Here is a 20,801-nt window from a genome sequence, read left to right on the forward strand (position 1 = left end):
GGCCAAGGGTAGTCTGCCCGCCATGACATCACCTACGAACACCCCTCCGGGCTGGTACGCCGACCCCCAGGGCACACCGAACCAGCTGCGCTGGTGGGACGGCGCCCAGTGGACCGCCCATACGCACGCGGGCCAGCCCGGACAGCCTCCGCCGCAGCAGGCCGCCCCGCCCAACCACAACCCCGGCAAGGTCCAGCACCAGGTGCAGCAGCAGGCGCATGTGGGCCCCTCGGCGGGCGGCGGCGGCACGCTGTTCACCGAACCGGTGCTGGTGGTGAACCAGAAGGCCAAGCTGATCGAGCTCACCAATGAGTACAGCGTCTTCGACCAGCACGGGCGCACCATCGGTTCGGTGGTCCAGGTCGGCCAGAGCACGCTGAAGAAGGTCGCGCGGTTCGTCTCGAGCCTCGACCAGTTCATGACCCACCGGCTGGAGATCCGCGACGCCAACGGGCAGCCGCATCTGGTGCTCACCCGGCCCGCGAAGTTCGTGAAGTCCAAGGTGCAGGTGACCCGACCGGACGGACAGCCGGTCGGTGAGATCGTCCAGCAGAACGTCTTCGGCAAGATCAACTTTGGCATTCACGTCAACGGCCAGCAGGTCGGCGCCATCAAGGCGGAGAACTGGCGGGCCTGGAACTTCGCCATCGTCGACCACACGGACAGCGAGGTCGCCCGGATCACCAAGACCTGGGAGGGCCTGGCGAAGACGATGTTCACGACGGCGGACAACTACGTCCTCCAGATCCACCGCCAGCTGCCCGACCCGCTGCTGAGCCTTGTGATCGCCACGGCCCTCACCGTGGACACGGCGCTCAAGCAGGACTCGCGCGGATTCGGCTGAGCCGGTGGCCGACACGGTGCCCGACGCCGCGGCGACGCATGTGCTCGGGATCGATTCGGGCGGCTCGGGCGTACGGGTGGGGGTGGCCCGCGCGGACGCCTACGGCGGCTCCGCCGCGGAGAACGGGCCCCCGCCGCCGCTGTCCTGGTCCTCGCCGCTATTGATGTGGTCCTCGCCGCTATTGACGTGGTCCTCGCCGCCACTGACGTGGTCCTCGTCCACGCCCGCCGTCGTCGGCGACCGGGGCATCGACGCGGAGGACCTGCTGGCGCGGGTCCTGCCCGCCGCCCGGGAGCTGCTGCGCGAAGCCGGGGCCCGGCGCCTCGGCGCGGTCTGCGTCGGCGCGGCGGGCATGGCCACACTCGGCGACGACCTGCGCACCAGACTCCCGGACGCGCTCGCCGACGCCCTGGGCGTACGGCGACTCGCGCTGGCGGCCGACGCGGTGACCGCGTACGCCGGGGCGTTGGGCCAGCGTCCCGGCGCGGTGGTCGCGGCGGGGACGGGGCTGATCGCGCTGGGGGCGGTGCCGGAGGGGGTTACGGAGGGCTCGGGCGGCGCGGGCGGTTTGTCCGGCGCAGGTGGTTTGTCCGGCGCGGATGACGCATCCCGTACGGGCGGCGTACCCGGCACGGGCGGTGCGCCCGGCACCAGCGGTGCGTCCGGCACGGGCGGCGTACCCGGCACGAGGGGTGCGTCCGGCACGAGCGGTGCGTCCGGCACGGGCGGCGTACCCGGCACGAGGGGTGCGTCCGGCACGGGCAGTGCGCCCGGCACCAGCGGTGCGTCCGGCACGGGCGGTGCGTCCGGCACGGACGCCGCCGACCCAGGCGGGGACACTCGCTGGGCGGCCACCGGCTGGCGGCGGGCCGACGGATGGGGCCATCTGCTGGGCGACTGCGGCGGCGGTGCGTGGATCGGCCGGGCGGGCCTGGAGGCGGCGATGCGCGCGTACGACGGGCGCGACGGCGGCTCGAAGCCGTTGCTGGCCCGCCTGGAAGCTGTCTTCGGCCCCGCGACCGGGCTGCCGGGGAAGCTGTATCCGCGCCCCGACCGCCCCGCCGTCCTGGCCTCCTTCGCCCCCGAGGTGGGCCGGTGCGCCGCCGAGGATCCGATCGCGGCGGCGATCCTGCGGACCGCCGCCCGCCATGTCGCCGAGGCCGCCGAGGCGGTCTGCCCCCGGCTGGTGTCGAGCGAGGTGGCGCTCACCGGCGGGCTGTTCCGTATGGGCGCGCCGCTGCTGACGCCCGTGCGCGAGGAGCTGGCGGCGCGGCTGCCCGGGACCCGGGTCACCGAGGCGGCCGGGGATCCGCTGGACGGGGCGCTGTGCGTCGCGGCGGCGCTGGCGGCGGACGAACTGCGGCTGCCGCGGGACCCGGCGCTGCTCAGCGTCGTCTGAGCCCACGCCCCGTACGTACGGGAAACGAGACGCACACGACGCGCGCACGAAGCAGGACGCCCGACACGGGACGCCCGACACAGGGCACCCGGCACAGGGCACCCGGCACAGGCGCCCATACGGGCACCCAATGCCCGCCGACCCATATCGAACGCCATGACCGACCATTCCGGACACATGACCGATTCTTCGACCAAGTGTGGCTGCTGAACGCACATCAACACACAACACCGGTCGACAAAGCGGGACAGATGCCCCCAGTCACCCCCTCCCGAACAGCCGAGCCCATTAAGCGACTAACATGCGGCGCCATGAGCTCCCCCACAGGGCCCGCGTCCGGCCTGCCTGTACGAATGCCACGTCCCCGCCAGCCCGGACGGCACCGCCGACCGGAGCCCGCCGCCGTACCTCTCGGCGCGCCTCCGCTGGTGCTGGCCATCCCCGGTGCGCCGAATGACGGTGCCCGGCGCCTGGCCGAGGAGCTCCTGAGCATCGCCCGTTCCGAGATGCCCGGGCTTGACGCCCAGATCGGTTTCCTGGACGGCGACGGCGAGGAGTTCCCGCAGCTCGAGTCGGTGCTCACGCGCGCCGCCCAGGAGAACCCCGAGCGGCTGCGGCAGGCGGCCGAGGCCGCCAAGGCCCTCGCCGACGAGGCGGCGGAGGCGATCACGGCGGCCGAGGCCGCGGGCGAGGTCGTCGACGAGGTCCCGTCCGTCCCCACGGTGCCCACGGACGGCCCGGCGGCCGTCGTGGTGCCGCTGCTCGCGGGCCCGGACAACGGCCAGCTGCGCCGCATACGCCAGGCCGTCATGAGCAGCGGCTCGGCGGCCGAACTCACCGACGTCCTCGGCCCGCATCCGCTGCTCGCCGAGGCCCTGCACGTGCGTCTGTCGGAGGCGGGCCTGGCCCGCGCCGACCGCGCCCGGCTCTTCACGGTCGCGACCGCCGCGGACGGCATCATCCTCGCCACGGTGGGCGGCGAGGAGGCGGCCCAGGCCGGTGGCATCACCGGCATGCTGCTCTCCGCGCGCCTCGCGGTGCCGGTGATGGCCGCCGCGCTGGACGAGGACGGGGCCGTCCTCCGCGTCGCCGAGCAGCTGCGCTCGGCCGGCTCCGCGCGGCTGGCCCTCGCGCCGTACCTCATCGGCCCGGAGGTCTCCGCCGAGCTGATCTCGGCGGCGGCCGAGGAGGCGGGCTGCTCGGCGGCCGAGGCGCTGGGCGACTACCCGGCCGTGGGCAAGCTGGCCCTGGCGAAGTACGCGGCGGCGCTGGGCATCACGCTGCAGCAGGCCTCCCCGGCGATGCGCTGACGCGCCGGGCGCCGGGCGACGGGCGATGGACGACGAAGCGAAGCGGGGCGGTGACCAAGGTCACCGCCCCCACTCGCATGACCCCGACGAACGTCACCCGAAGACCACACAGGACGCCGCCGTGGCCGGAACAGAACCCCCACGACGCGGCACCCCGCTCGACGGATCGATGTCGAACCAGGTGACATCGCCCGAGCGCTCATTGGACACATAGAGCCGTCGTCCCGACGGGCCGAGCGTCAGATCGCGCGGCCAGTGGCCGCCGCAGGGCGTGGTGGTGACCAGCTCCATGCGGTCGCCCGACGCATCGAGGGCGAGCGTCGCGATGCTGTCGTGACCACGGTTCGCGGCCCATACGAAGCGGCCGTCCCCGGAGACCACGACCTCGGCGGGATAGGTCTCGGCATCCGTGCCCTCGGGCACCACACGGGTCTCGCCCAGCGGTTCCAGATCGCCGGACGCCGCGTCCCAACGGCAGGCCGTGATCGTCGGGTCGAGCTCGTTGATGACATACACGCGGTCGCCGCGCGGATGGAACGCCAGATGGCGCGGACCGCTCCCCGGACGCAGCCGGACCTCCCGATGCGGACGCGGCCCGGGCAGCGCGTACACCTGCACCGCGTCGATCCCCAGGTCCACGGCGAGCAGCCAGCCGCCCGACGGATCGGCCGCCACGGCATGCGCGTGCGGCCCCCGCTGCCGCTCCGGATGCGGCCCGCTGCCCTCGTGGCGCAGCACGGCCACCGACTCCCCGAGCCGGCCGTCCTCCAGCACCGGCAGCGCGGTGACACTGCCGGACCCGTAGTTGGCCGTCAGCAGCTGCCCACCGGCCAGCGCCAGATGAGTGGGCGCCGCACCGAGCACCGGTACGGCCTCCCCGGCCAACGAGGGCGGATCCTGCCCGACGTCCAGGGCGGCGGCCGCCCCGTCATCGGTCTCACTCACCGCGTACAGCACACGCCCACCGGGCGCGACCGCCAGATAGGACGGATTGACGACCACATCCGTAGAGTTCCGGATCCGCAGCGCCCCCGTCTCATCATCGACATCGGCCACGGTGACCCCGGCCCCACCCGCCGAGGTGAACGACCCGATATACGCCCGCCACCCACTCCCTGTCGCACCCACCGCACTACCCTTCCGCCGACTCCGGTTCGGTATCCGCTCGGGGCCGACGCTAACAGAGCGGTCTAGACCAACACGCCGTCACACGGGCCCTCGCCGGGCACGGCGTACGCGGAGTTCCGGCGATAGCACGAGCGAACTCTTGGCATGCTGTCCCCATGAGCACCATGCCCGCCGTGATCTTCGACCTGGACGGCACGCTAGTGGACAGCGAGCCCCTCTACTACGAGGCGGGGAGGCGGACCCTCGAGCGGTATGGGGTCGCCGGCTTCAGTTGGGAGGAGCACACGCAGTTCATCGGGATCGGGACCCGCGAGACGCTGGAGACGCTGCGCGAGCGGTACGGCATCGAGGCGCCCGTGGCGGAGCTGCTCGCCGTCAAGAACCGGCACTATCTGGAGCTGGCGGCCACGGCCGAGATCTTTCCCGAGATGCGGGCCTTCGTGGAGCGGCTGAGGGCCGCCGGGCATCCGCTGATCGTGGCCTCCGGCTCGTCCCGTTCCGCGATCGAGACCGCGCTCAAGGCCACCGGACTGGACGCGTTGCTGCCCGGCTATGTGTCCGCGGAGGACGTGGGCCGTGGCAAGCCGGAGCCGGATGTGTTCCTGGCCGCGGCGCGGCTGCTGGCCGTCGGTCCGGGGCAGTGTGTGGTGGTCGAGGACGCCGGTCCCGGGGTGGAGGCGGCGCGGCGGGCCGGGATGCGGTGTATCGCCGTTCCGTACGCGGGCGGGCCGTCCCCGGACGGCGAGCTGTTCGCCTCCGCGGGGCTGCTCTTCCGGGGCGGGCAGCCGGAGTTCGACGCCCGGCGGGCCTATGAGTGGGTCACCGGGGGTAGTTGATGGCCCCCGCGACTGGTTGTGGTCGGTACCCCGGGCCGCGGCCACCATCCCTCCAGTGAGACGATGCGCGAATGCCCGGACATTCACCGGCATGTCGTAGGAGAGACGGAGGGCGTATGGAAAGACGTGGGGGCAAGGCGATCCGCCGCTGGGGGACGGCGGTCATCGCCTCGGCGGCGGCCTTGACGGTCGCCGTGCCGGCGAGCACCGCTCAGGCCACCGAGGCCGCGCGCGGGCCGTCGGGGGTCAGTGCCAAGGGCGCGTATCTGCTGGACAACGGCACCAACAAGCAGTTGTGGGCCAAGGCGGCGGACACCAAGCGGCCGATGGCGAGCACCACGAAGCTCATGACGGCGATGGTGGTGCTCGACAGCCGGGGGCTGAATCTCAACAAGAAGGTCTCCGTCAAGCAGTCGTACATCGACTACACCGCGCGCGTCGGTGGCAGCAAGGCGGACCTGCAGAAGGGGGACAAGCTCACCGTCAAGCAGCTGGTGTACGGCCTGCTGCTGCCGTCCGGCTGCGATGCGGCCATGGCGCTCGCCGACACGTTCGGCACGGGTGACACCACCGCCAAGCGCACCAAGTCGTTTATCGCGCAGATGAACAAGAAGGCGTCCGCGCTGGGGATGACCAGGACCCACTACGACACCTTCGACGGCATCTCGGAGGGGGGACAGAATTACACCACGCCGCGCGACATGGCCAAGCTGGCCAGGCACGCGCTGCGCAACGCCACCCTCGGCACGGTCGTGAAGTCCGTCGACACCATCCAGAAGGCCCCGGCCGCCAACGGCAGGACCAGGACGTACTACTGGAACAACACCAATCGGCTGCTGGGCTCGTACAGCGGCACGATCGGCATCAAGACGGGCACCGGTACGGCGCCCGGCAGGTGCCTGGTCTTCGCCGCGAAGCGTGACGGACGCACCGTCGTGGGCGTGATCCTCAACGCGCCCAAGCGCTACCCGGACGCGAAGAAGATGCTCGACTGGGCCTTCCGGGCCCAGACCAAGGTGACGTGGCGGCAGCTGCCCAAGGGCACGCCCCAGGACTGAACCACATATGGGCGGTGCCCCGGCCGGACCTGAAGTCCGGCCGGGGCACCGGGCCTTGCGGGCACCGGGCCTTGCGGGCACGGGCCTTGCGGGCACCGGCTGTCAGCCGCACTTGCGCCCGGTGTTGACGCACTTCACGGCCTTCTTCATCAGCGAGTCGGACATCACGTTGATGAAGTCGCCGTGGTCGGTCACCGGCTTGTGCAGTTGCTCGGGGAAGCTGTCGACCGCGAAGAGCGAGCCGGGCGCGACCTTGTAGGTGATCCGCTGGATCAGCTGCGGGATGGCCTTGAACCCCTTGGCGCACCCGCCCTTGGCGTCCGCGAACGCCACATGGGTGCGGTGGTTCGCGCTGTCGGCGTTCTTGCCGTCCCAGCAGCTCTGGAACTTGAACGTACGGACCACCTTGCTGCCCTTGGGGCAGAGCGGGTACTTGTCCTTCAGCTGCCGGTTCTCGAAGCCGGTGCAGCTCCAGGAGGCGTTGGCGTTGGCCGTGCCGTTGGTGAAGGCCTTGGCGTCGCCGGTGATGATGCGCAGGAACTTGGGCATCGCCACGACCTTGGACACCGCGCTGCCGCGGAAGGTGATCGACGCGGTGGTCGGCCGCAGGATCTTCCCGATGTTGCCCTCGGTGCCGCCGCCGGGCGCGTCGGCGTCGACCTCCTTCGTCCCGTCCTGTTGCCGCAGGACCGGCCAGTAGTGGGTGGAGCGGTCGCCGTTGGTGCAGGTGGTCCCGGCGGCGGCGAGGCCGTCGTTGGTGGAGAAGGCGTCGGTGTCGCGGTTGCCGACGTAGTCGTGCATGTGGTGGGCGCCGTTGGACACACCGGGGGCGACGATCACGTTGTCCGAGTTGAAGTGCTTGTTCTCATTGCGTCCGCAGCGCGAGGAGAAGGTGCCACGGGAGGCGTTGCCCTGCGTGCGGGGGTTCTTGACGTTCGGCTTCACCTTGCGGATGTCCACGAAGTCCGCCCGCACCGGGCCGGACTGCGCCTGGCCGCCCGCGGCCGGGGCGGCGGGGGCGGCCGTTCCCGCGGCGGGGGTGGCACCCGCCGACGCGGCGGCCGGTGCGGCGGCCGGGTTGGGCGCCTCCTGCACGGTGCAGGACGCCATCGTGTCCAGGCCGGACGGGCGGCTCCCCACCCGGCCGATCTCGTTCCCGATGCGGTTCAGCGCGCCACGCCGCTGGGCGGTCAGCGGCTCCAGCACCCGGGTGCGCACCCAGTCCCGGTCGGCGCCGGGGCCGCGCGCGGCCAACTGCTTGTAGGCGTCGGCCACCTGGCTGTCCATCGTCGCCAGTTCCTTGTCCACGGTGGGCCGCGCCTGCTGCGGCACACTCGCCAGCCGGGTCGCGGCATCCGGGCACTTGACGGTCATCGCCGTTCGCGCCGACGCCTGCTGCCCGGCCGACTGGCGGGCGGCGGAAGCATCGTTGTCGGTCATCAGGAGAGCCCCGCCGCCCACGGCCAGTGCGGTCACTCCGACCACGGTCAGCCCGATGACCCTGGATCGCTTGTGTCTCTTCCTCATCCTTCGCCCCTCATCGGCAGTCTTCGTACGCCGGGGACGCGTTGCCCTCGGCCACGTCGGAGCGCGCTCCCGCCACCCGTCCCGGAGTGGAGGGCGCAACCCGACGACGGTGGATACGGACGGCGAGGCGATCGTTCTCAACGGTGGTCGCAACATCTCGTAAATAGCCGGAGGAGTCGGTGCACTGGTGCATCTCCTTAGTGGCTTCACCACATATCCACGGACCCACGGGACGAAGGTGATCAGCTATGGCTAAAGTGAGTGCTTCGTTTCACCACCCCCCAATGTCCCTCTACGCGCCCCGGAGCCCCCCATGTCCAGCGCGACCTCGTCCAACGGGCGTCATCGCAAAGCCAAACCCATGAGCCTCGCCGTGCGCCGCGCGTTCATCATCGCGGCCGTCCCGGTCACGGGCGCGCTGCTGTCCGCTCCGTCCGCGCTCGCCGCCGACAAGAGCACCAAGACCACCACGACGGCTCAGTCCGTGGCCGCCGACGGGCTCGATGCCACCGAGGGGCTGGACCCCGCCGAGCAGCGGATCGCGGAGAACCTCAACACCCGCGCGCAGAACCCGAATCTCGGCGACACCTTCAGCGGCATCGTGCTGGACTCCGCGTCCGACAAGGTCATCTGGGGGCATGACGCCGACACCGCGCTGATGCCCGCGTCCAACACCAAACTGGCCACCGCCACGGCGGCGCTGACCGTGCTCGGCCCCGAGCACCGGTTCACCACCAAGGTGGTCTACGGCGACGGCACGCTCACCCTCATCGGTGGCGGCGACCGCATGCTGACCACCGCCGATCTCACCGAGCTCGCCAAGACGGCCGCCGCCGGCGTGAAGCTCGGGGGCCTGGACTCGGTGAAGGTCCGCATCGACGACAGCCTCTTCCCCGAGCCGACCCTCGCCACCGGCTGGAACGACTCCTACTACGACGACCAGGTGTCGCCGGTGCGCTCCCTGGTGGTGGACGGCAAGCTGTCCGCGGACACCTCCATCGACGCGGGGAAGGTCTTCGCCAAGCAACTCGCCGACCAGGGCGTCACCGTCGACGGCGAGGTCACCCGCGGCACGGCCTCGGCGACGGACGTCCCGGTGGGACAGCACCTGTCCCCCACACTGTCCGAGACGATCAAGAAGATGCTCAAGAAGAGCGACAACGACATCGCCGAGACGGTGCTGCGCATGACCGCGCTCGGCGCCGGCCGGCCCGCCACCTACGAGGACGGCACGGCCGTGGTGCGGGACGTCCTCAGCCGCCACTACGGGGTCTCGATGGCCAACTTCGAGATCCACGACGGCAGCGGGCTCTCCCGCGCGAACCGCATCCCGGCGCGGACCGTGGCGGACATCCTCGACCTGGTCACCGACCCGCGCTACAGCGGCCTGCTGCGCTCCATCGACGAGGGCCTGCCCGTGGCGGGCGAGGCGGGCAGCACCCTGGGCCCCGAGTGGGGCCGCTTCGACACCCAGGACTCCCAGTGCGCCGTCGGCCAGGTCAAGGCCAAGACGGGCACGCTGACCGGCGCCATCGCGCTCAGCGGCCTGACGAAGGCGGAGGACGGCCGGTGGAAGGTCTTCTCCTTCATCGAGAACCAGTCCTCCGCCGACCCGGCCGCCACCAAGGACACCCTCGACGGCCTCGCCGCCACGGTCAACGGCTGCTGGGCGTAGCCGCGTAGGCCACCGCCGAGTCCCCGGCTCCGCGGGTCACCCGGCGGTGGCCTGCGCGGCCGGGGGCTCGGGGTGGAACTGCTCGACGCGGTCGCGCTTGGTGTACATGTCCCAGTAGTGCGCGGCGAGGTCGTCCGGGTCGGCGACCGGGAAGTTCGCGAGCGCTTCGGCGTCGGCCGAGGCCAGGGCGGCCGACTCCGCGATCTCGCTGCGCTCGATCAGGGCCCCGATAGTGAGGGTGCCCGCGTAGACGCCGGTGTCGGCGAGTTCACCGTTGAGCGAGTACAGATAGTTGCGGGCGGCGGCCATCACCGGGCCCACGCCGCTGAGGTGGGGTATCGGCTGCGCCGCCGAGTAGCCCTGGGTCAGCAGGAAGGCGCCGTCGCCGCGCTCGGTCCACTCCGGCAGCACGGCGCGGACCACCTCCACCGGGGTGAGCAGGAGCAGCGGGATCAAACCCTCCAGGGTGGCCGCGTCCAGCCGAGTGGCGGCGGTGAAGCCCTGGTCACCGCTGATCGGCCCGTATTCGATGGCATCGATCCGGCCGAAGCGGTCGCGGATGGCCGCGACCAGGGCGGGCGCCTCGGCGGGGATCGACAGATCGGCGGAGAAGGCGGCCGCCTCGATGCCCTCACCGGCGAGCCGCTCGACGAGCCCGTCCAGGCGGTCCTTGCGGCGCGCCACCAGGGCGACCCGGAAGCCTTCACGCCCGAACCGGCGGGCCACGGACACACCGAGACCGGTACCGGCCCCGAAGACGGCGATCACTTTGGACATGGGGGCTCTCCTTTGGATCAGTGATGAATCAGTTTTGGAGCAGCTTTGGATCCCTTTGGATCAGCTAACTTGACCAGCGGGTCAACTTATGTCGTCGACGGTAACATGAAACTTGACCGCAGGGTCAAGTTAGTTCCGCGGGAGGATGCGACCATGGGGGACGCCACGCCAGGACCAGGAGGAACGACCGGATGCGGGCCGACGCGCAACGAAACGCGGAGAAGCTGCGGGCAGCCGCCGCCGAGCTGTTCCAGGAACGCGGCCTCCACGTACCGCTGAAGGAGATCGCCCGGCGGGCCGGGGTGAGCCACGGAACGCTCTACAACCTCTTCGGCACCCGTGAGGCGCTCATCGACGAGGTGGTGACCGACCTGGCGGCCGAACGCCTCGAGGAGATCGCCGAGCGGGCCCTGTCCCGCGAGGACGCCTGGGAGGGGTTCGCGTACTACATCGAGGGGCTCTGCCGGATACAGGCCGTCGATCCGGCGGTCGCCGATGTGGTCGGGGGCCACTACCCGGGCGCCGAACGCCTCATGGCCGTCTGCGGCCGGACGCTGGACGCCGCAAAGCGCATCATCGAGCGGGCCCAGGACGCGGGTGCGCTACGCCCCGACTTCACCACCGAGGACCTGGTGTTCGTCCTCGGCTCCAACTCCGTGCTGGCCCGAGCCACCCCCCGCACGGCCCCTGACGCCTGGCGCCGCAATATCGCCTTCCTCCTCGACGGACTGCGCACCGAGGCCGCCCGACAGCCACTTCCCGTGGGCCCGCTCACCCCGGATCAGGTCTACGAGGTGATGGAGAACCTCACGGGTCGGCGATAGCCGGGCCGACCTGCCTGGAGCCTCCGGGTCACGCCCGCAGGTAGGCGAGGACCGCGAGCACCCTGCGATGTGTCTCCTCCGCCGGAGGAAGGTCCAGCTTGGTGAGGATGCTGCCGATGTGCTTGCCCACGGCCGCCTCGGACACGACCAGCGCACGGGCGATGGCGCCGTTCGACTTGCCCTCCGCGATCAGTCCCAGCACCTCCCGCTCCCGCGCGGTGAGCCGCTCCAGCGGATCGCGGCGTCGGCGCAGCAACTGGCGTACCACCTCGGGGTCGACGACGGTGCCACCGTCCGCGACCTCGCACAGGGCGGCCACGAAGTCCGCCACCTGCCCGACCCGGTCCTTCAGCAAATAGCCGACGCCCGTGCCGTCACCGGAGTCCAGCAGTTCCGAGGCGTACGTCCGCTGCACATACTGGCTGAGGACCAGGACGGGCAGCGTGGGCCGTGTCTCGCGCAGCCGCACCGCCGCGTGCAGGCCCTCGTCCTGGAACCCCGGGGGCATCCGCACATCCGTCAGGACGATGTCGGGAGCGTGTTCCCCGACCGCGGCGAGCAGTGCGGGGGCGTCGCCGACGGCCGCGACGACGTCGTGGCCGCAGCGGCCGAGCAGGCCGATGAGCCCCTCCCGCAGCAGCACGCTGTCCTCGGCCAGTACTACGCGGAGCGGTCGGTCCGTACGCAAGGAATCTCCACACGCAACAGGGTCGGTCCGCCCGGCGGGCTGGACAGGGAGATTCTGCCATCCAGCGCCGAAACCCGGTCCGCGAGTCCGGTCAGGCCGGTTCCGGCGCCGGTGTCCGCACCGCCCCGGCCGTTGTCGCGCACCTGGAGGAACAGCCGTCCGTCCCGGTGTTCTCCGCTCACCTCCGCGCGGCTCGCCCCGCTGTGCCTGGCGACGTTGGTGAGGGCCTCGCGGACGACGAAGTACGCGGCGGCCTCGACCGCTTGGGGCAGCCGTCCGGACAGGGCCAGCGCCACGTCCACGGGGATCGCGGAGCGGTCCGCGGCGTCGGCGACGGCCGCGGGGAGGCCGTGGTCCGAAAGGACCTTGGGGTGGATGCCGCGGATGAGTTCGCGCAGCTCCGCGAGCACCTGGTCCGCCTCCTGGTGGGCCTTCGCGAGCTGCTCGGCGACCGGCCCGGGAGGGGCGTCCAGGCGGGCCAGGCCGAGCGTCATCGTCAGTCCCACCAGCCGCTGCTGCGCCCCGTCGTGCAGATCGCGCTCGATGCGCCGCCGTTCCGCCTCGAAGGCGTCCACCAGCCGGAGGCGGGAACGGGTCAACTCGACGACCCTCGTGCCCAGTTCGGCCTCGTACGGAGCGATCAGCAACCGCGTCAGTCCGGCCCGGGCGCCGGCCACCACCCCCAGGGCATAGGCGCCCAGCATCAGAAGCGCCACACCGAGGACGGCGATGCCGAAGGCGGCCGGCCAGGTGGTGACCGTCCACTGCTTGAGCACCTTGATCTCCTGGCCCCCGCCGACCGCGGCCATCAGCAGCGGGGTCGCGACCATGGACAGTGGGCAGAGCAGGGCGACGGCGACGACGAGCGCGTCGACCGGCCACAGCACCACCGCGAACAGCAGGGCGTGACCCAGCTCCCGCCACGTCGCCCGCTCCCTCATGCGCGTGGTCAGCCAGGCCCGGAGGCCGGGGGCGAGGGGCGCCCGGTGCGGGTCGAGGGCGGGGTCCGCGTCGATCAGGCGCATCCGGTGGCGCTCCACCCAGGCCACCGGGATTCCGGCGAGGGCCGCGAGGACGAACAGCGGGATCCCCACCAGCACGAGGGCGAGAACGGCTCCGGCCGCCGCCGTGGCCGCGATCACCACGAGCGCGACGGCTCCGGTCACGGCTCCGGTGAGCAGGTATCCGGCGGAGCGCCACGGCCACGACGACAGCAGGAAGCCCGGTCCGGACATGGCGTGCCACACGTTCCGCGGGTGCATGGAGCTCACCGTAGAAGGCCCCGCACCGCCGGTGCCATCGGGCCAGGGAGTCCTTCGGGGGTATGCCTGGCCCTACCCCAGGTCTCGCCCCTGCCGTACTGCGGCGCGGTGCCCCCACGCGGTTTCGTGAGGTCACCGAAGAGAAGAGCCACGGCGACACCACGGGGTGGGGACAGATGAACGATGACGTGATCCAGTTGCGTTCCGTCAGCAGACGCTACGGTGCGGGCAATGGGGCGGTGACGGCGCTCGACGACGTCTCGCTGGCGTTCCCCAGGGGATCGTTCACCGCCGTCATGGGCCCCTCGGGGTCCGGCAAGTCGACGCTGTTGCAGTGCGCCGCGGGGCTGGACCGCCCCACATCGGGGTCGGTCACCGTGGCCGGGACCGAGCTGACGAAGCTGAGCGAGACCGGGCTGACCCTGCTGCGCCGCCGGCGCGTCGGGTTCGTGTTCCAGGCGTTCAACCTGCTGCCGTCCCTGACCGCGGAGCAGAACGTGACACTGCCCCTGCGCCTCGCCGGCCACCGCCCCGCCAAGGCCCGGGTGCGTGAGGTGCTCCAGCAGGTCGGGCTCGGCGAGCGGGCGCGGCACCGGCCGGCGGAGCTGTCCGGCGGTCAGCAGCAGCGCGTCGCCCTGGCCCGCGCCCTGATCACCCGGCCCGATGTGCTCTTCGGCGACGAACCGACCGGCGCCCTCGACTCGCGGACCGGCCATGAGGTGCTGACGTTGCTGCGTGGCATGGTCGACGGCGAGGGCCAGACGATCGTCATGGTCACCCATGACCCGGTGGCCGCCTCCCGCGCCGACCGTGTGCTCTTCCTCGTCGACGGGCGGGTGAGCGGTGAGTTGGCCGGGGCCGGGGCCGACACCATCGCCGCGCACATGGCCACGCTGGAGGCCGTGCCGTGCTGAGTGTCGCCCTGCGCACCCTGCGCACCCGCTGGGCCGCCTTCACCGGCAGCTTCGTCGCCCTCTCGCTGGGCGTCGCGCTGACCGCGGTGATGGGCCTGGCGCTCGCCTCGTCCCTGGACGCGCCCGGCCGCGGACCCGAGCGGTTCGCCGCCGCGCCGGTCGTGGTCAGGGGAGCCGACACCCTGCGGGTGGACACCTCGGCCGGGGTCCGGGTCCAGCGGCTCGCGCATCCGCGCGCCGTGCCCGCCGGGACCGTCGCGCGGCTGCGGAGGCTCGGCGCCGTCGTCACGGACCGGTCGTTCGCCGTACGGGCGCGGGGCGGGCCGGACGACCTGGTGGGGCACCCCTGGTCCACCGCCGCCTTCGCCCCGTACCGGATCGACGCGGGACGCCCGCCCCGCGCGGCCGACGAGGTCGTGGTCAGCGGGGACTGGACGAGGCCGGGGCAGCGCGTACGGACCGACCGCGGCACCGTGCGGGTCGTCGGAACCGTCGCGGGGCGCGGCTTCGAGAACGCCGTGTTCTACACCGACGCACGCGCCGCCCGGCTGTCACCGATCAGCGTCCAGCTCGTCGTGGACGCCGACCCGGCGGCCGTACGCGAGGCGGTTCGCGGCGGCGTCCGGGTCCTCACCGGGCAGGGACGCCGCCACGCCGACCCCGACCCGGACCGGGACCGCGAGGCCCTCGCGGCGATGAACGCGATGTTCGGCACGGCCGGGGGCGTCGCCGCCTTTGTGTCGGTGTTCGTGGTGGCCTCCACCTTCGCGTTCGCGGTCGCCCAGCGGCGCCGGGAGTTCGGGCTGCTGCGCGTGGCGGGGGCGACCCCGGGCCAGATCCGCCGGATGGTCTTCGCCGAAGCGCTCGTGGTGGGTGTGCTCGCCTCGGCCACCGGCTGTCTGCTCGGCGCGTACGGTGCGCCACGGCTGGCCGGCCGGGTGGTCGACGGTGGCCTCGCACCGCGCTGGTTCACCATCGGCCACCATGTCTGGCCGTACCATCTGGCCTTCTGGACGGGGCTGTGCGTCGCGCTGTGCGGTGCGGCGGCCGCGTCCTGGCGGGCCGGCCGCACCGGCCCCGCCCAGGCGCTGCGCGAGGCGTCCGCGGACAGCGTGACGGGCGGGACGATGACCTGGGGCCGACGGCTGTCCGGCCTGGCCCTGCTGGTGACCGCCGCCGTGACACTGTGTCTGGCCCTGCTCACGGACCCGGGCGAGCTGCTGCACCGGAAGACCTATGTGAGCCGGCCGATGCTGCTGATCAGCGCGGTCGCGCTGCTCGCACCGGTGGCGGTGCGCCCGCTGACCCGGCTGATCGCCTGGCTCCCGGCCCGGCTGCCCGGTGCCGGCGGCATGCTGGTGCGGGAGAACGCCGCCGCCGGGGTGCGCCGCACGGCCGCGATCGCGGCGCCCGTACTGGTCACGGTCGCCCTCGCCGGTTCGCTCCTGTGCGCCACCGCGACGCTGAACCGGGCGCGGGCCACCGAGACCCGGCAGCGGACGGCCGCCGACTTCGTCATCACCCCGGCCGGGGGCGCGGGCTTCGATACGGCGGCGCTGCGCAGGCTGCGCGATGTGCCCGGTGTCGAGGTGTCCACGACCTCGTCGAGCGCCGTGTACGTCCTGGAGGACGGCGGATCGCTCCTCAAGTCCGACGCCCGCGCCGCCGACCCGGGCCCGCTCGCCGCCACGTCCCGACTGCCGATCGAGGCAGGGAGAGCGAGCGATCTCGACGACGGCTCGATCATCGTCAATGGCGAGTGGCAACGGCACACCGTGGGCGAGCAGGTGCGGGTGTGGCTCGGCGACGGCACGGAGAGGTCGCTGCGGATCGCCGCGGTGATGGCCACCGGCACCGGCGACAACGGCGTCTACGTCACCCCGCGCAACGCCCCGGGCGCGACCGTGGACCGGGTCGACATCGCCCTGGCGCGCGGCGCCGACGCGGACGCAGCGGCCACCGGGCTGCGTGCGGCGGTGCGCACCACCGGCGGCCACGTCTTCGGCCACGTCTTCACCAAGGACCAATGGGTGAAGGCGAGTTACCCCGCGACCAACCGCACGACCCGGCTCGGCTTCCTGCTGGTCCTCGGCATCGCCCTCCTCTACACGGGCATCTCCGTGGCCAACACCATGGTGATGGCGACCGCCGACCGCGTCCGCGACCTGGCCGTGCTGCGCCTGGCCGGAGCCACCACCTGGCAGGTACTGCGGCTGGTGGGCGCCGAGGCGCTGACGGTGGTCGCGGTCGGCGCGGTCCTGGGGCTCCTGGTCACCGGGCTCAACCTGGCGGGCATGTGGAGCGCCCTGGCCCTGCTGTCGGTGCGGACCACGATCGACGTCCCCTGGACGGCCATCGGCGCGGCCGCGGCCGCCTGCACGGTACTCGCCGTGGTCTCGTCGGTCGCCCCCGCCGCGTTCGCCCTGCGCCACCGGGCGGTGACACTGGCGGGCCTGCGGGAGTGACCGCGTCGGCCCAGCCCGCGTCAACTCACGTCCCCGCGTCAACTCACGGCGGCCCGCGTCGGTCCACGTCGGCCCACGTCAGCCCAGGAAGCTCAGCCGCACCTGGCGGTCGGGGTTGTCCCGGTTGGTGTCGACCAGGCACACCGACTGCCAGGTGCCCAACGCCAACCTGCCGCCGATGACCGGGATGGTGGCGTGCGGGGGTACGAACGCGGGGAGGACGTGGTCGCGGCCATGGCCGGGGCTGCCGTGGCGGTGGCGCCAGCGGTCGTCGGCGGGGAGGAGGTCACGGAGGGCGGAGAGCAGATCGGTGTCGCTGCCGGCGCCCGTCTCCAGGATGGCGATCCCGGCCGTGGCGTGCGGGACGAAGACGTTGAGCAGGCCGTCGCCGCCGTCCGCCACCTCGCGCAGATACGCCTCGCAGTCGGCGGTGAGGTCGGCGACGGTCTCGGTGGATCCGGTGGTGACGCTGATGGTGTGGGTACGGAATGTGCTCATGGGACCATCCTGATACGCCGTCGCGTAAAACTCCCGCAACAAAGGTCCGAGGGGCAAGACACCGTTGACCGGTTCCGGACGTCCTCGCTAGCTTCGAGGGCATGTCTACGTCAGCCCTGCTCACCACGCGCGGTCATATCGACCTGCTGCGGGTGGCGTCCGCCGCGTGTCCCGGCCTCCGCTGACCTTTCTCTCCCCCCGCCTCTCCGCCCCCTCGCCTCGGTCCCGTTCCGCCGTACCGTGCTGATCGTCGTGTCGTACGGCGGGTACGGGCCTGTACGGGCGTCGCGGCGTACCCCTTTGTGGAGCCCCCATGTCCCCGGTTCTCGAACCGGTCGTGCCGCTCTCCGCGCGCCGCCGCACCGTGCCGCGATGGCTGCGCCGTACGACCGGACCCCTTCTGCTGCTGGTGCTCTGGCAGGTGTCCAGCGCCACCGGTGTACTGCCCTCCGACACCCTCGCCTCCCCCGGCACCATCGCCGATACCGCCTCCGGCCTGGTCAAGGACGGCACCCTCCCGCACGCCATGCTGGTGTCCGTACAGCGGGTGCTGATCGGGCTGGCGCTCGGCGGTGTCATCGGCGTCTCGCTCGCGCTGGTCTCCGGGCTCTCCCGGCTCGGCGAGGACCTCGTCGACGCGAGTGTGCAGATGCTGCGCAGCATCCCCTGGGTCGGCATGATCCCGCTGTTCATCATCTGGATGGGCATCGGCGAGGCTCCGAAGATCGCGCTCATCGCGCTGGGCGTCACCTTCCATCTCTATCTGAACGTCTACGCGGGCATCCGCGGCGTGGACGCCCAGCTCATCGAGGCCGGGAACTCGCTCGGGCTCGGCCGCTGGGGGCTGATCCGCCATGTGGTGCTGCCCGGGGCGCTCCCCGGCGCGATGACCGGGCTGCGCTACTCCCTCGCCACCGCCTGGCTGGCGCTGGTCTTCGGCGAGACCATCAACGCCGACGACGGGATCGGCTTTCTGCTCAACCGCGCACGGGAGTTCTTCCAGACCGATGTGATCGTGGTCTGCCTGATCGTCTACGCCGCCCTCGGCCTGCTCGCCGATTTCATCGTCCGCACTCTGGAGAGGCTGCTGCTGCAATGGCGACCGAACTTCACCGGCAAGTGAACTCCCCGGAGAAGGAGTTGGGGCAGGGGAAAGAGGGCGAGAGCGGCGGTGCCGCGGTGCGGGTGCGCTCGCTGACCCGCTCGTTCGACGGCCGCCCGGTCATCGACAACCTCCAACTCGATGTCCCGGCGGGCGAGTTCGTGGCGCTGCTCGGCCGCAGCGGCTGCGGCAAGTCCACGCTGCTGCGGGTGCTCGCCGGGCTGGACCGGGAGATCGAGGGCGAGGTGCTGGTGCCGCGCCGCAAGGCCGTCGCCTTCCAGGCGCCCCGGCTGATGCCGTGGAAGCGGGTCTGGCGCAATGTGCTGCTCGGGCTGGACGGCCGCCCCGGGCGGGCCGTGGCCGAGGAAGCGCTCAACGAGGTCGGTCTCGGCCATCGCGTCGACGCCTGGCCGAAGACCCTCTCCGGCGGTGAGGCCCAGCGCGCCTCGCTCGCCCGTGCGCTGGTGCGCGAGCCCGATCTGCTGCTGCTGGACGAGCCGTTCGGCGCGCTGGACGCGCTCACCCGGATCACCGCCCAGCAGCTGGTGGCCGAGCTGTGGCAGCGGCGCGGCTGCGCGGTGCTGCTGGTCACGCATGACGTGGAGGAGGCGCTGCTGCTCGCCGACCGCGTCCTGGTGATGGACGGGGGTGTGATCGCGCATCAGATCCGGGTGGACCGGGACCGGCCGCGCGACATCGCCGATCCGCTCCTCGCCGAGCTGCGCACCGAGCTCCTGGACCGGCTGGGTGTGAAGGCGCCCGAACCGGCCGCCGTCCACAAGGTCGCCTGACGGGCGGTTGGTCCCGCCCGAACCGCCAGGTCCAGCCTGAACCGCCAAGCGCATTCCGAAATACCCCAGAACTTCCCGTACCCCCCGTACCTCCCGAACGGACCCCGCTGACATGAGACGGCGTATCGTCCCCGCCCTGTCCCTCCCCCTCGCCCTGCTGCTGTCCGCCTGCGTCAGCTCGCACGCGCAGAACGACTCCGGCTCCTCCGGCAACACCGACGGCAAGGGCGATGTGACCCTCAACGTCGGTGACCAGAAGGGCAATGACGAGGCGGTGCTGCGCGCCGCCGGGCAGCTCAAAAACCTCCCCTACAAGATCAAGTGGTCGACGTTCACCTCCGGTCCGCCGATCCTGGAGGCCGTGAGCGCGAAGGCCGTGGACATCGGCGGGGTCGGCAACACCCCGCCGGTCTTCGCCGCGGCCGCCAAGTCCCGCATCAAGGTCGTGGCCGCCAAGCACGGTACGTCCGACGGGGAGACGATCCTGGTCAAGAAGGGGTCGCCGGTGAAGCGGACGGCCGACCTCAAGGGCAAGTCGGTGGCGGTCGCACAGGGCAGCTCGGCCCACTACCAACTGGTCGCCTCGCTCGCCAAGGCCAGGCTCTCGATCAAGGACGTCAAGGTCAGCTTCCTGCAGCCCGCCGATGCCCTGGCCGCCTTCACCCGCGGCAAGGTGGACGCCTGGGCCGTCTGGGACCCGTACACCTCCCAGGCGCTGCGCCAGTCGGACGCGCGGGTCCTCACCACGGGCCGGGGGGTGGTCAACGGCCTCAACTTCCAGGTGGCCAACCCCTCCTCCCTCGAGGACAAGAAGAAGGTCAAGGTCATCAAGAACTATCTCGGACGGCTGCGCCGGGCCCAGGACTGGGTCTACAAGCACCCCGAGGAGTGGGCCAAGGTGTGGGGCAAGGAGACCGGGCTGCCGTACCAGGTGGCGCTGGACTCGGTGAAGCGGACCAACGGCACCCGGGTGTACGTCGCCGTCGACAAGCCCGCCATCGCCTCGGAGCAGAAGATCGCGGACACCTTCGCGAAGCTGAAGCTCACCCCGCGCCGCTATCAGTTCGCCGACTATGTCGACATCCGCTTCAACGGCGATCTGCCGCCCTCCACCTCCGCACCGCGCACCTACGGAAAGGGATCCTGAGGACACCCCTTTTCGGGAGCGCCGCATCGGGTAAGCGCGTGGAAACCGTCAGCCGCGCGATACACACCCGATGAAACGAGGTGAGCGTCATGCACACCGCCACGGCCCAGTGGACGGCCACCACGCCGTCCGCGGTGCGGGAGACCCTGGAATGCCGCCCCGAAGCCGCCGCGCACGCACGACATCTCACCAGCACCTTTCTGGAAGGCCTGCGTCCGGCGCCCGATCAGGGCGCCGCCGACGCGGTGATGCTGGTCGTCTCGGAGCTGGTCACCAATGCCGTACGGCACTCGGGCGGCCGGTTCTGCTCGCTGCGCGTGTCGGCCGACCCTGACTCCATCACCATCGCCGTCGGCGATGCCAGCCGCGTACCGCCGCACCGGCGCACTCCGGATGTCCGCGGCGAGCGCGGCGGGTTCGGCTGGCCGATGATCAGCGGCATGGCCATGGCCACGACCGTCAGCGAGGAGCCCGGGGGCAAGACCGTGAGCGCGATCATCGCCCGAAGAGGACGGGTGTCGGGGCGTACCACCACCGCGCCGACACCGGGTTGACC

Annotated in this window: 20 protein-coding genes; 14 read left to right on the forward strand and 6 right to left on the reverse strand. The window is 71.9% G+C overall.

Going from position 1 to position 20,801, the window contains the following annotated elements; genetic code table 11:
• Positions 1-22: 22 nt before the first annotated feature.
• The 3 genes from JK364_RS47925 (at position 23) to JK364_RS47940 (ending at position 3,553) form a co-directional block, all read left to right on the forward strand.
• Complete coding sequence (locus tag JK364_RS47925) at positions 23-844, forward strand: LURP-one-related family protein (protein WP_201857753.1); 822 nt, start codon at positions 23-25, stop codon at positions 842-844.
• A gap of 4 nt (positions 845-848) precedes the next feature.
• Positions 849-2,243 (forward strand): N-acetylglucosamine kinase, encoded by a 1,395-nt coding sequence (locus JK364_RS56365; protein WP_372462082.1) that lies wholly within the window; start codon positions 849-851, stop codon positions 2,241-2,243.
• A 311-nt stretch (positions 2,244-2,554) separates the two neighbouring features.
• Positions 2,555-3,553, forward strand: a complete 999-nt coding sequence (locus JK364_RS47940) for a sirohydrochlorin chelatase family protein (RefSeq protein ID WP_201857754.1) — start codon at positions 2,555-2,557, stop codon at positions 3,551-3,553.
• Between the two features lie 93 nt (positions 3,554-3,646).
• On the opposite strand, the gene JK364_RS47945 is transcribed toward JK364_RS47940, so the two are convergent.
• Positions 3,647-4,681, reverse strand: a complete 1,035-nt coding sequence (locus JK364_RS47945; protein ID WP_201857755.1) for a lactonase family protein — start codon at positions 4,679-4,681, stop codon at positions 3,647-3,649.
• Positions 4,682-4,836: 155 nt separating this feature from the next.
• Here JK364_RS47945 and JK364_RS47950 point away from each other — a divergent pair, with 155 nt between their 5' ends.
• The gene (locus tag JK364_RS47950) at positions 4,837-5,517 is read left to right on the forward strand and encodes an HAD family hydrolase (RefSeq protein ID WP_201857756.1); all 681 of its coding nucleotides are present in this window, start codon (positions 4,837-4,839) and stop codon (positions 5,515-5,517) included.
• 116 nt (positions 5,518-5,633) lie between these two features.
• The gene (locus tag JK364_RS47955) at positions 5,634-6,575 is read left to right on the forward strand and encodes a D-alanyl-D-alanine carboxypeptidase family protein (protein ID WP_201857757.1); all 942 of its coding nucleotides are present in this window, start codon (positions 5,634-5,636) and stop codon (positions 6,573-6,575) included.
• A 102-nt stretch (positions 6,576-6,677) separates the two neighbouring features.
• On the opposite strand, the gene JK364_RS47960 is transcribed toward JK364_RS47955, so the two are convergent.
• Entirely contained in the window at positions 6,678-8,102 is a 1,425-nt protein-coding gene (locus JK364_RS47960) for a DUF1996 domain-containing protein (RefSeq protein WP_201857758.1), read from the reverse strand.
• 313 nt (positions 8,103-8,415) lie between these two features.
• On the opposite strand from JK364_RS47960, the gene dacB reads away from it, so the two are divergent.
• On the forward strand, positions 8,416-9,777 hold the full coding sequence (dacB, locus tag JK364_RS47965; protein WP_201857759.1) for a D-alanyl-D-alanine carboxypeptidase/D-alanyl-D-alanine endopeptidase: 1,362 nt from the start codon (positions 8,416-8,418) through the stop codon (positions 9,775-9,777).
• Between the two features lie 36 nt (positions 9,778-9,813).
• On the opposite strand, the gene JK364_RS47970 is transcribed toward dacB, so the two are convergent.
• The gene (locus JK364_RS47970; protein WP_201857760.1) at positions 9,814-10,554 is read right to left on the reverse strand and encodes an SDR family NAD(P)-dependent oxidoreductase; all 741 of its coding nucleotides are present in this window, start codon (positions 10,552-10,554) and stop codon (positions 9,814-9,816) included.
• A gap of 191 nt (positions 10,555-10,745) precedes the next feature.
• On the opposite strand from JK364_RS47970, the gene JK364_RS47975 reads away from it, so the two are divergent.
• On the forward strand, positions 10,746-11,378 hold the full coding sequence (locus tag JK364_RS47975; protein ID WP_201857761.1) for a TetR/AcrR family transcriptional regulator: 633 nt from the start codon (positions 10,746-10,748) through the stop codon (positions 11,376-11,378).
• Positions 11,379-11,406: 28 nt separating this feature from the next.
• Here JK364_RS47975 and JK364_RS47980 read toward each other — a convergent pair whose 3' ends face one another.
• Complete coding sequence (locus JK364_RS47980) at positions 11,407-12,066, reverse strand: response regulator transcription factor (RefSeq protein ID WP_201857762.1); 660 nt, start codon at positions 12,064-12,066, stop codon at positions 11,407-11,409.
• Entirely contained in the window at positions 12,039-13,301 is a 1,263-nt protein-coding gene (locus JK364_RS47985) for a sensor histidine kinase (protein ID WP_201857776.1), read from the reverse strand. The genes JK364_RS47980 and JK364_RS47985 overlap by 28 nt, the downstream gene beginning before the upstream one ends.
• Positions 13,302-13,504: 203 nt before the next feature.
• Here JK364_RS47985 and JK364_RS47990 point away from each other — a divergent pair, with 203 nt between their 5' ends.
• Together JK364_RS47990 and JK364_RS47995 are read left to right on the forward strand one after the other, a co-directional pair.
• Positions 13,505-14,242, forward strand: a complete 738-nt coding sequence (locus JK364_RS47990; protein ID WP_201857763.1) for an ABC transporter ATP-binding protein — start codon at positions 13,505-13,507, stop codon at positions 14,240-14,242.
• On the forward strand, positions 14,236-16,707 hold the full coding sequence (locus JK364_RS47995; RefSeq protein ID WP_201857764.1) for an ABC transporter permease: 2,472 nt from the start codon (positions 14,236-14,238) through the stop codon (positions 16,705-16,707). The genes JK364_RS47990 and JK364_RS47995 overlap by 7 nt, the downstream gene beginning before the upstream one ends.
• A 78-nt stretch (positions 16,708-16,785) precedes the next feature.
• Here the strand turns inward: JK364_RS47995 and JK364_RS48000 are convergent, their stop codons facing one another.
• The gene (locus JK364_RS48000; RefSeq protein WP_201857765.1) at positions 16,786-17,205 is read right to left on the reverse strand and encodes a YjbQ family protein; all 420 of its coding nucleotides are present in this window, start codon (positions 17,203-17,205) and stop codon (positions 16,786-16,788) included.
• A 101-nt stretch (positions 17,206-17,306) separates the two neighbouring features.
• Here JK364_RS48000 and JK364_RS58295 point away from each other — a divergent pair, with 101 nt between their 5' ends.
• The 5 genes from JK364_RS58295 (at position 17,307) to JK364_RS48020 (ending at position 20,799) form a co-directional block, all read left to right on the forward strand.
• Positions 17,307-17,390: a putative leader peptide gene (locus JK364_RS58295; RefSeq protein WP_350203233.1), complete on the forward strand. Its 84-nt coding sequence runs from the start codon at positions 17,307-17,309 to the stop codon at positions 17,388-17,390.
• Between the two features lie 128 nt (positions 17,391-17,518).
• Positions 17,519-18,328: an ABC transporter permease gene (locus tag JK364_RS48005; RefSeq protein WP_201857766.1), complete on the forward strand. Its 810-nt coding sequence runs from the start codon at positions 17,519-17,521 to the stop codon at positions 18,326-18,328.
• Positions 18,301-19,098 (forward strand): ABC transporter ATP-binding protein, encoded by a 798-nt coding sequence (locus JK364_RS48010; protein ID WP_201857767.1) that lies wholly within the window; start codon positions 18,301-18,303, stop codon positions 19,096-19,098. Before JK364_RS48005 ends, JK364_RS48010 begins: the two co-directional genes overlap by 28 nt.
• 112 nt (positions 19,099-19,210) lie before the next feature.
• On the forward strand, positions 19,211-20,245 hold the full coding sequence (locus JK364_RS48015) for an ABC transporter substrate-binding protein (RefSeq protein ID WP_201857768.1): 1,035 nt from the start codon (positions 19,211-19,213) through the stop codon (positions 20,243-20,245).
• A gap of 89 nt (positions 20,246-20,334) precedes the next feature.
• A complete protein-coding gene (locus tag JK364_RS48020; RefSeq protein WP_201857769.1) occupies positions 20,335-20,799 on the forward strand; it encodes an ATP-binding protein in 465 nt (154 codons plus the stop codon).
• Positions 20,800-20,801 lie beyond the last annotated feature (2 nt).

This window comes from Streptomyces endocoffeicus (assembly GCF_016741935.1).
GTDB classification, from domain to species: Bacteria; Actinomycetota; Actinomycetes; order Streptomycetales; family Streptomycetaceae; genus Streptomyces; species Streptomyces endocoffeicus.

What these genes read in the sequence shown, in the direction of transcription:
- JK364_RS47925 (WP_201857753.1), top strand. Translation starts at nt 23, where the DNA reads ATGACATCACCTACGAACACCCCTCCGGGCTGGTACGCCGACCCCCAG.
- JK364_RS47940 (WP_201857754.1), top strand. Translation starts at nt 2,555, where the DNA reads ATGAGCTCCCCCACAGGGCCCGCGTCCGGCCTGCCTGTACGAATGCCA.
- JK364_RS47950 (WP_201857756.1), top strand. Translation starts at nt 4,837, where the DNA reads ATGAGCACCATGCCCGCCGTGATCTTCGACCTGGACGGCACGCTAGTG.
- JK364_RS47955 (WP_201857757.1), top strand. Translation starts at nt 5,634, where the DNA reads ATGGAAAGACGTGGGGGCAAGGCGATCCGCCGCTGGGGGACGGCGGTC.
- JK364_RS47960 (WP_201857758.1), bottom strand. Translation starts at nt 8,102, where the DNA reads ATGAGGAAGAGACACAAGCGATCCAGGGTCATCGGGCTGACCGTGGTC.
- dacB (WP_201857759.1), top strand. Translation starts at nt 8,416, where the DNA reads ATGTCCAGCGCGACCTCGTCCAACGGGCGTCATCGCAAAGCCAAACCC.
- JK364_RS47970 (WP_201857760.1), bottom strand. Translation starts at nt 10,554, where the DNA reads ATGTCCAAAGTGATCGCCGTCTTCGGGGCCGGTACCGGTCTCGGTGTG.
- JK364_RS47975 (WP_201857761.1), top strand. Translation starts at nt 10,746, where the DNA reads ATGCGGGCCGACGCGCAACGAAACGCGGAGAAGCTGCGGGCAGCCGCC.
- JK364_RS47985 (WP_201857776.1), bottom strand. Translation starts at nt 13,301, where the DNA reads ATGTCCGGACCGGGCTTCCTGCTGTCGTCGTGGCCGTGGCGCTCCGCC.
- JK364_RS47990 (WP_201857763.1), top strand. Translation starts at nt 13,505, where the DNA reads ATGAACGATGACGTGATCCAGTTGCGTTCCGTCAGCAGACGCTACGGT.
- JK364_RS48000 (WP_201857765.1), bottom strand. Translation starts at nt 17,205, where the DNA reads ATGAGCACATTCCGTACCCACACCATCAGCGTCACCACCGGATCCACC.
- JK364_RS58295 (WP_350203233.1), top strand. Translation starts at nt 17,307, where the DNA reads ATGTCTACGTCAGCCCTGCTCACCACGCGCGGTCATATCGACCTGCTG.
- JK364_RS48005 (WP_201857766.1), top strand. Translation starts at nt 17,519, where the DNA reads ATGTCCCCGGTTCTCGAACCGGTCGTGCCGCTCTCCGCGCGCCGCCGC.
- JK364_RS48010 (WP_201857767.1), top strand. Translation starts at nt 18,301, where the DNA reads ATGGCGACCGAACTTCACCGGCAAGTGAACTCCCCGGAGAAGGAGTTG.
- JK364_RS48015 (WP_201857768.1), top strand. Translation starts at nt 19,211, where the DNA reads ATGAGACGGCGTATCGTCCCCGCCCTGTCCCTCCCCCTCGCCCTGCTG.
- JK364_RS48020 (WP_201857769.1), top strand. Translation starts at nt 20,335, where the DNA reads ATGCACACCGCCACGGCCCAGTGGACGGCCACCACGCCGTCCGCGGTG.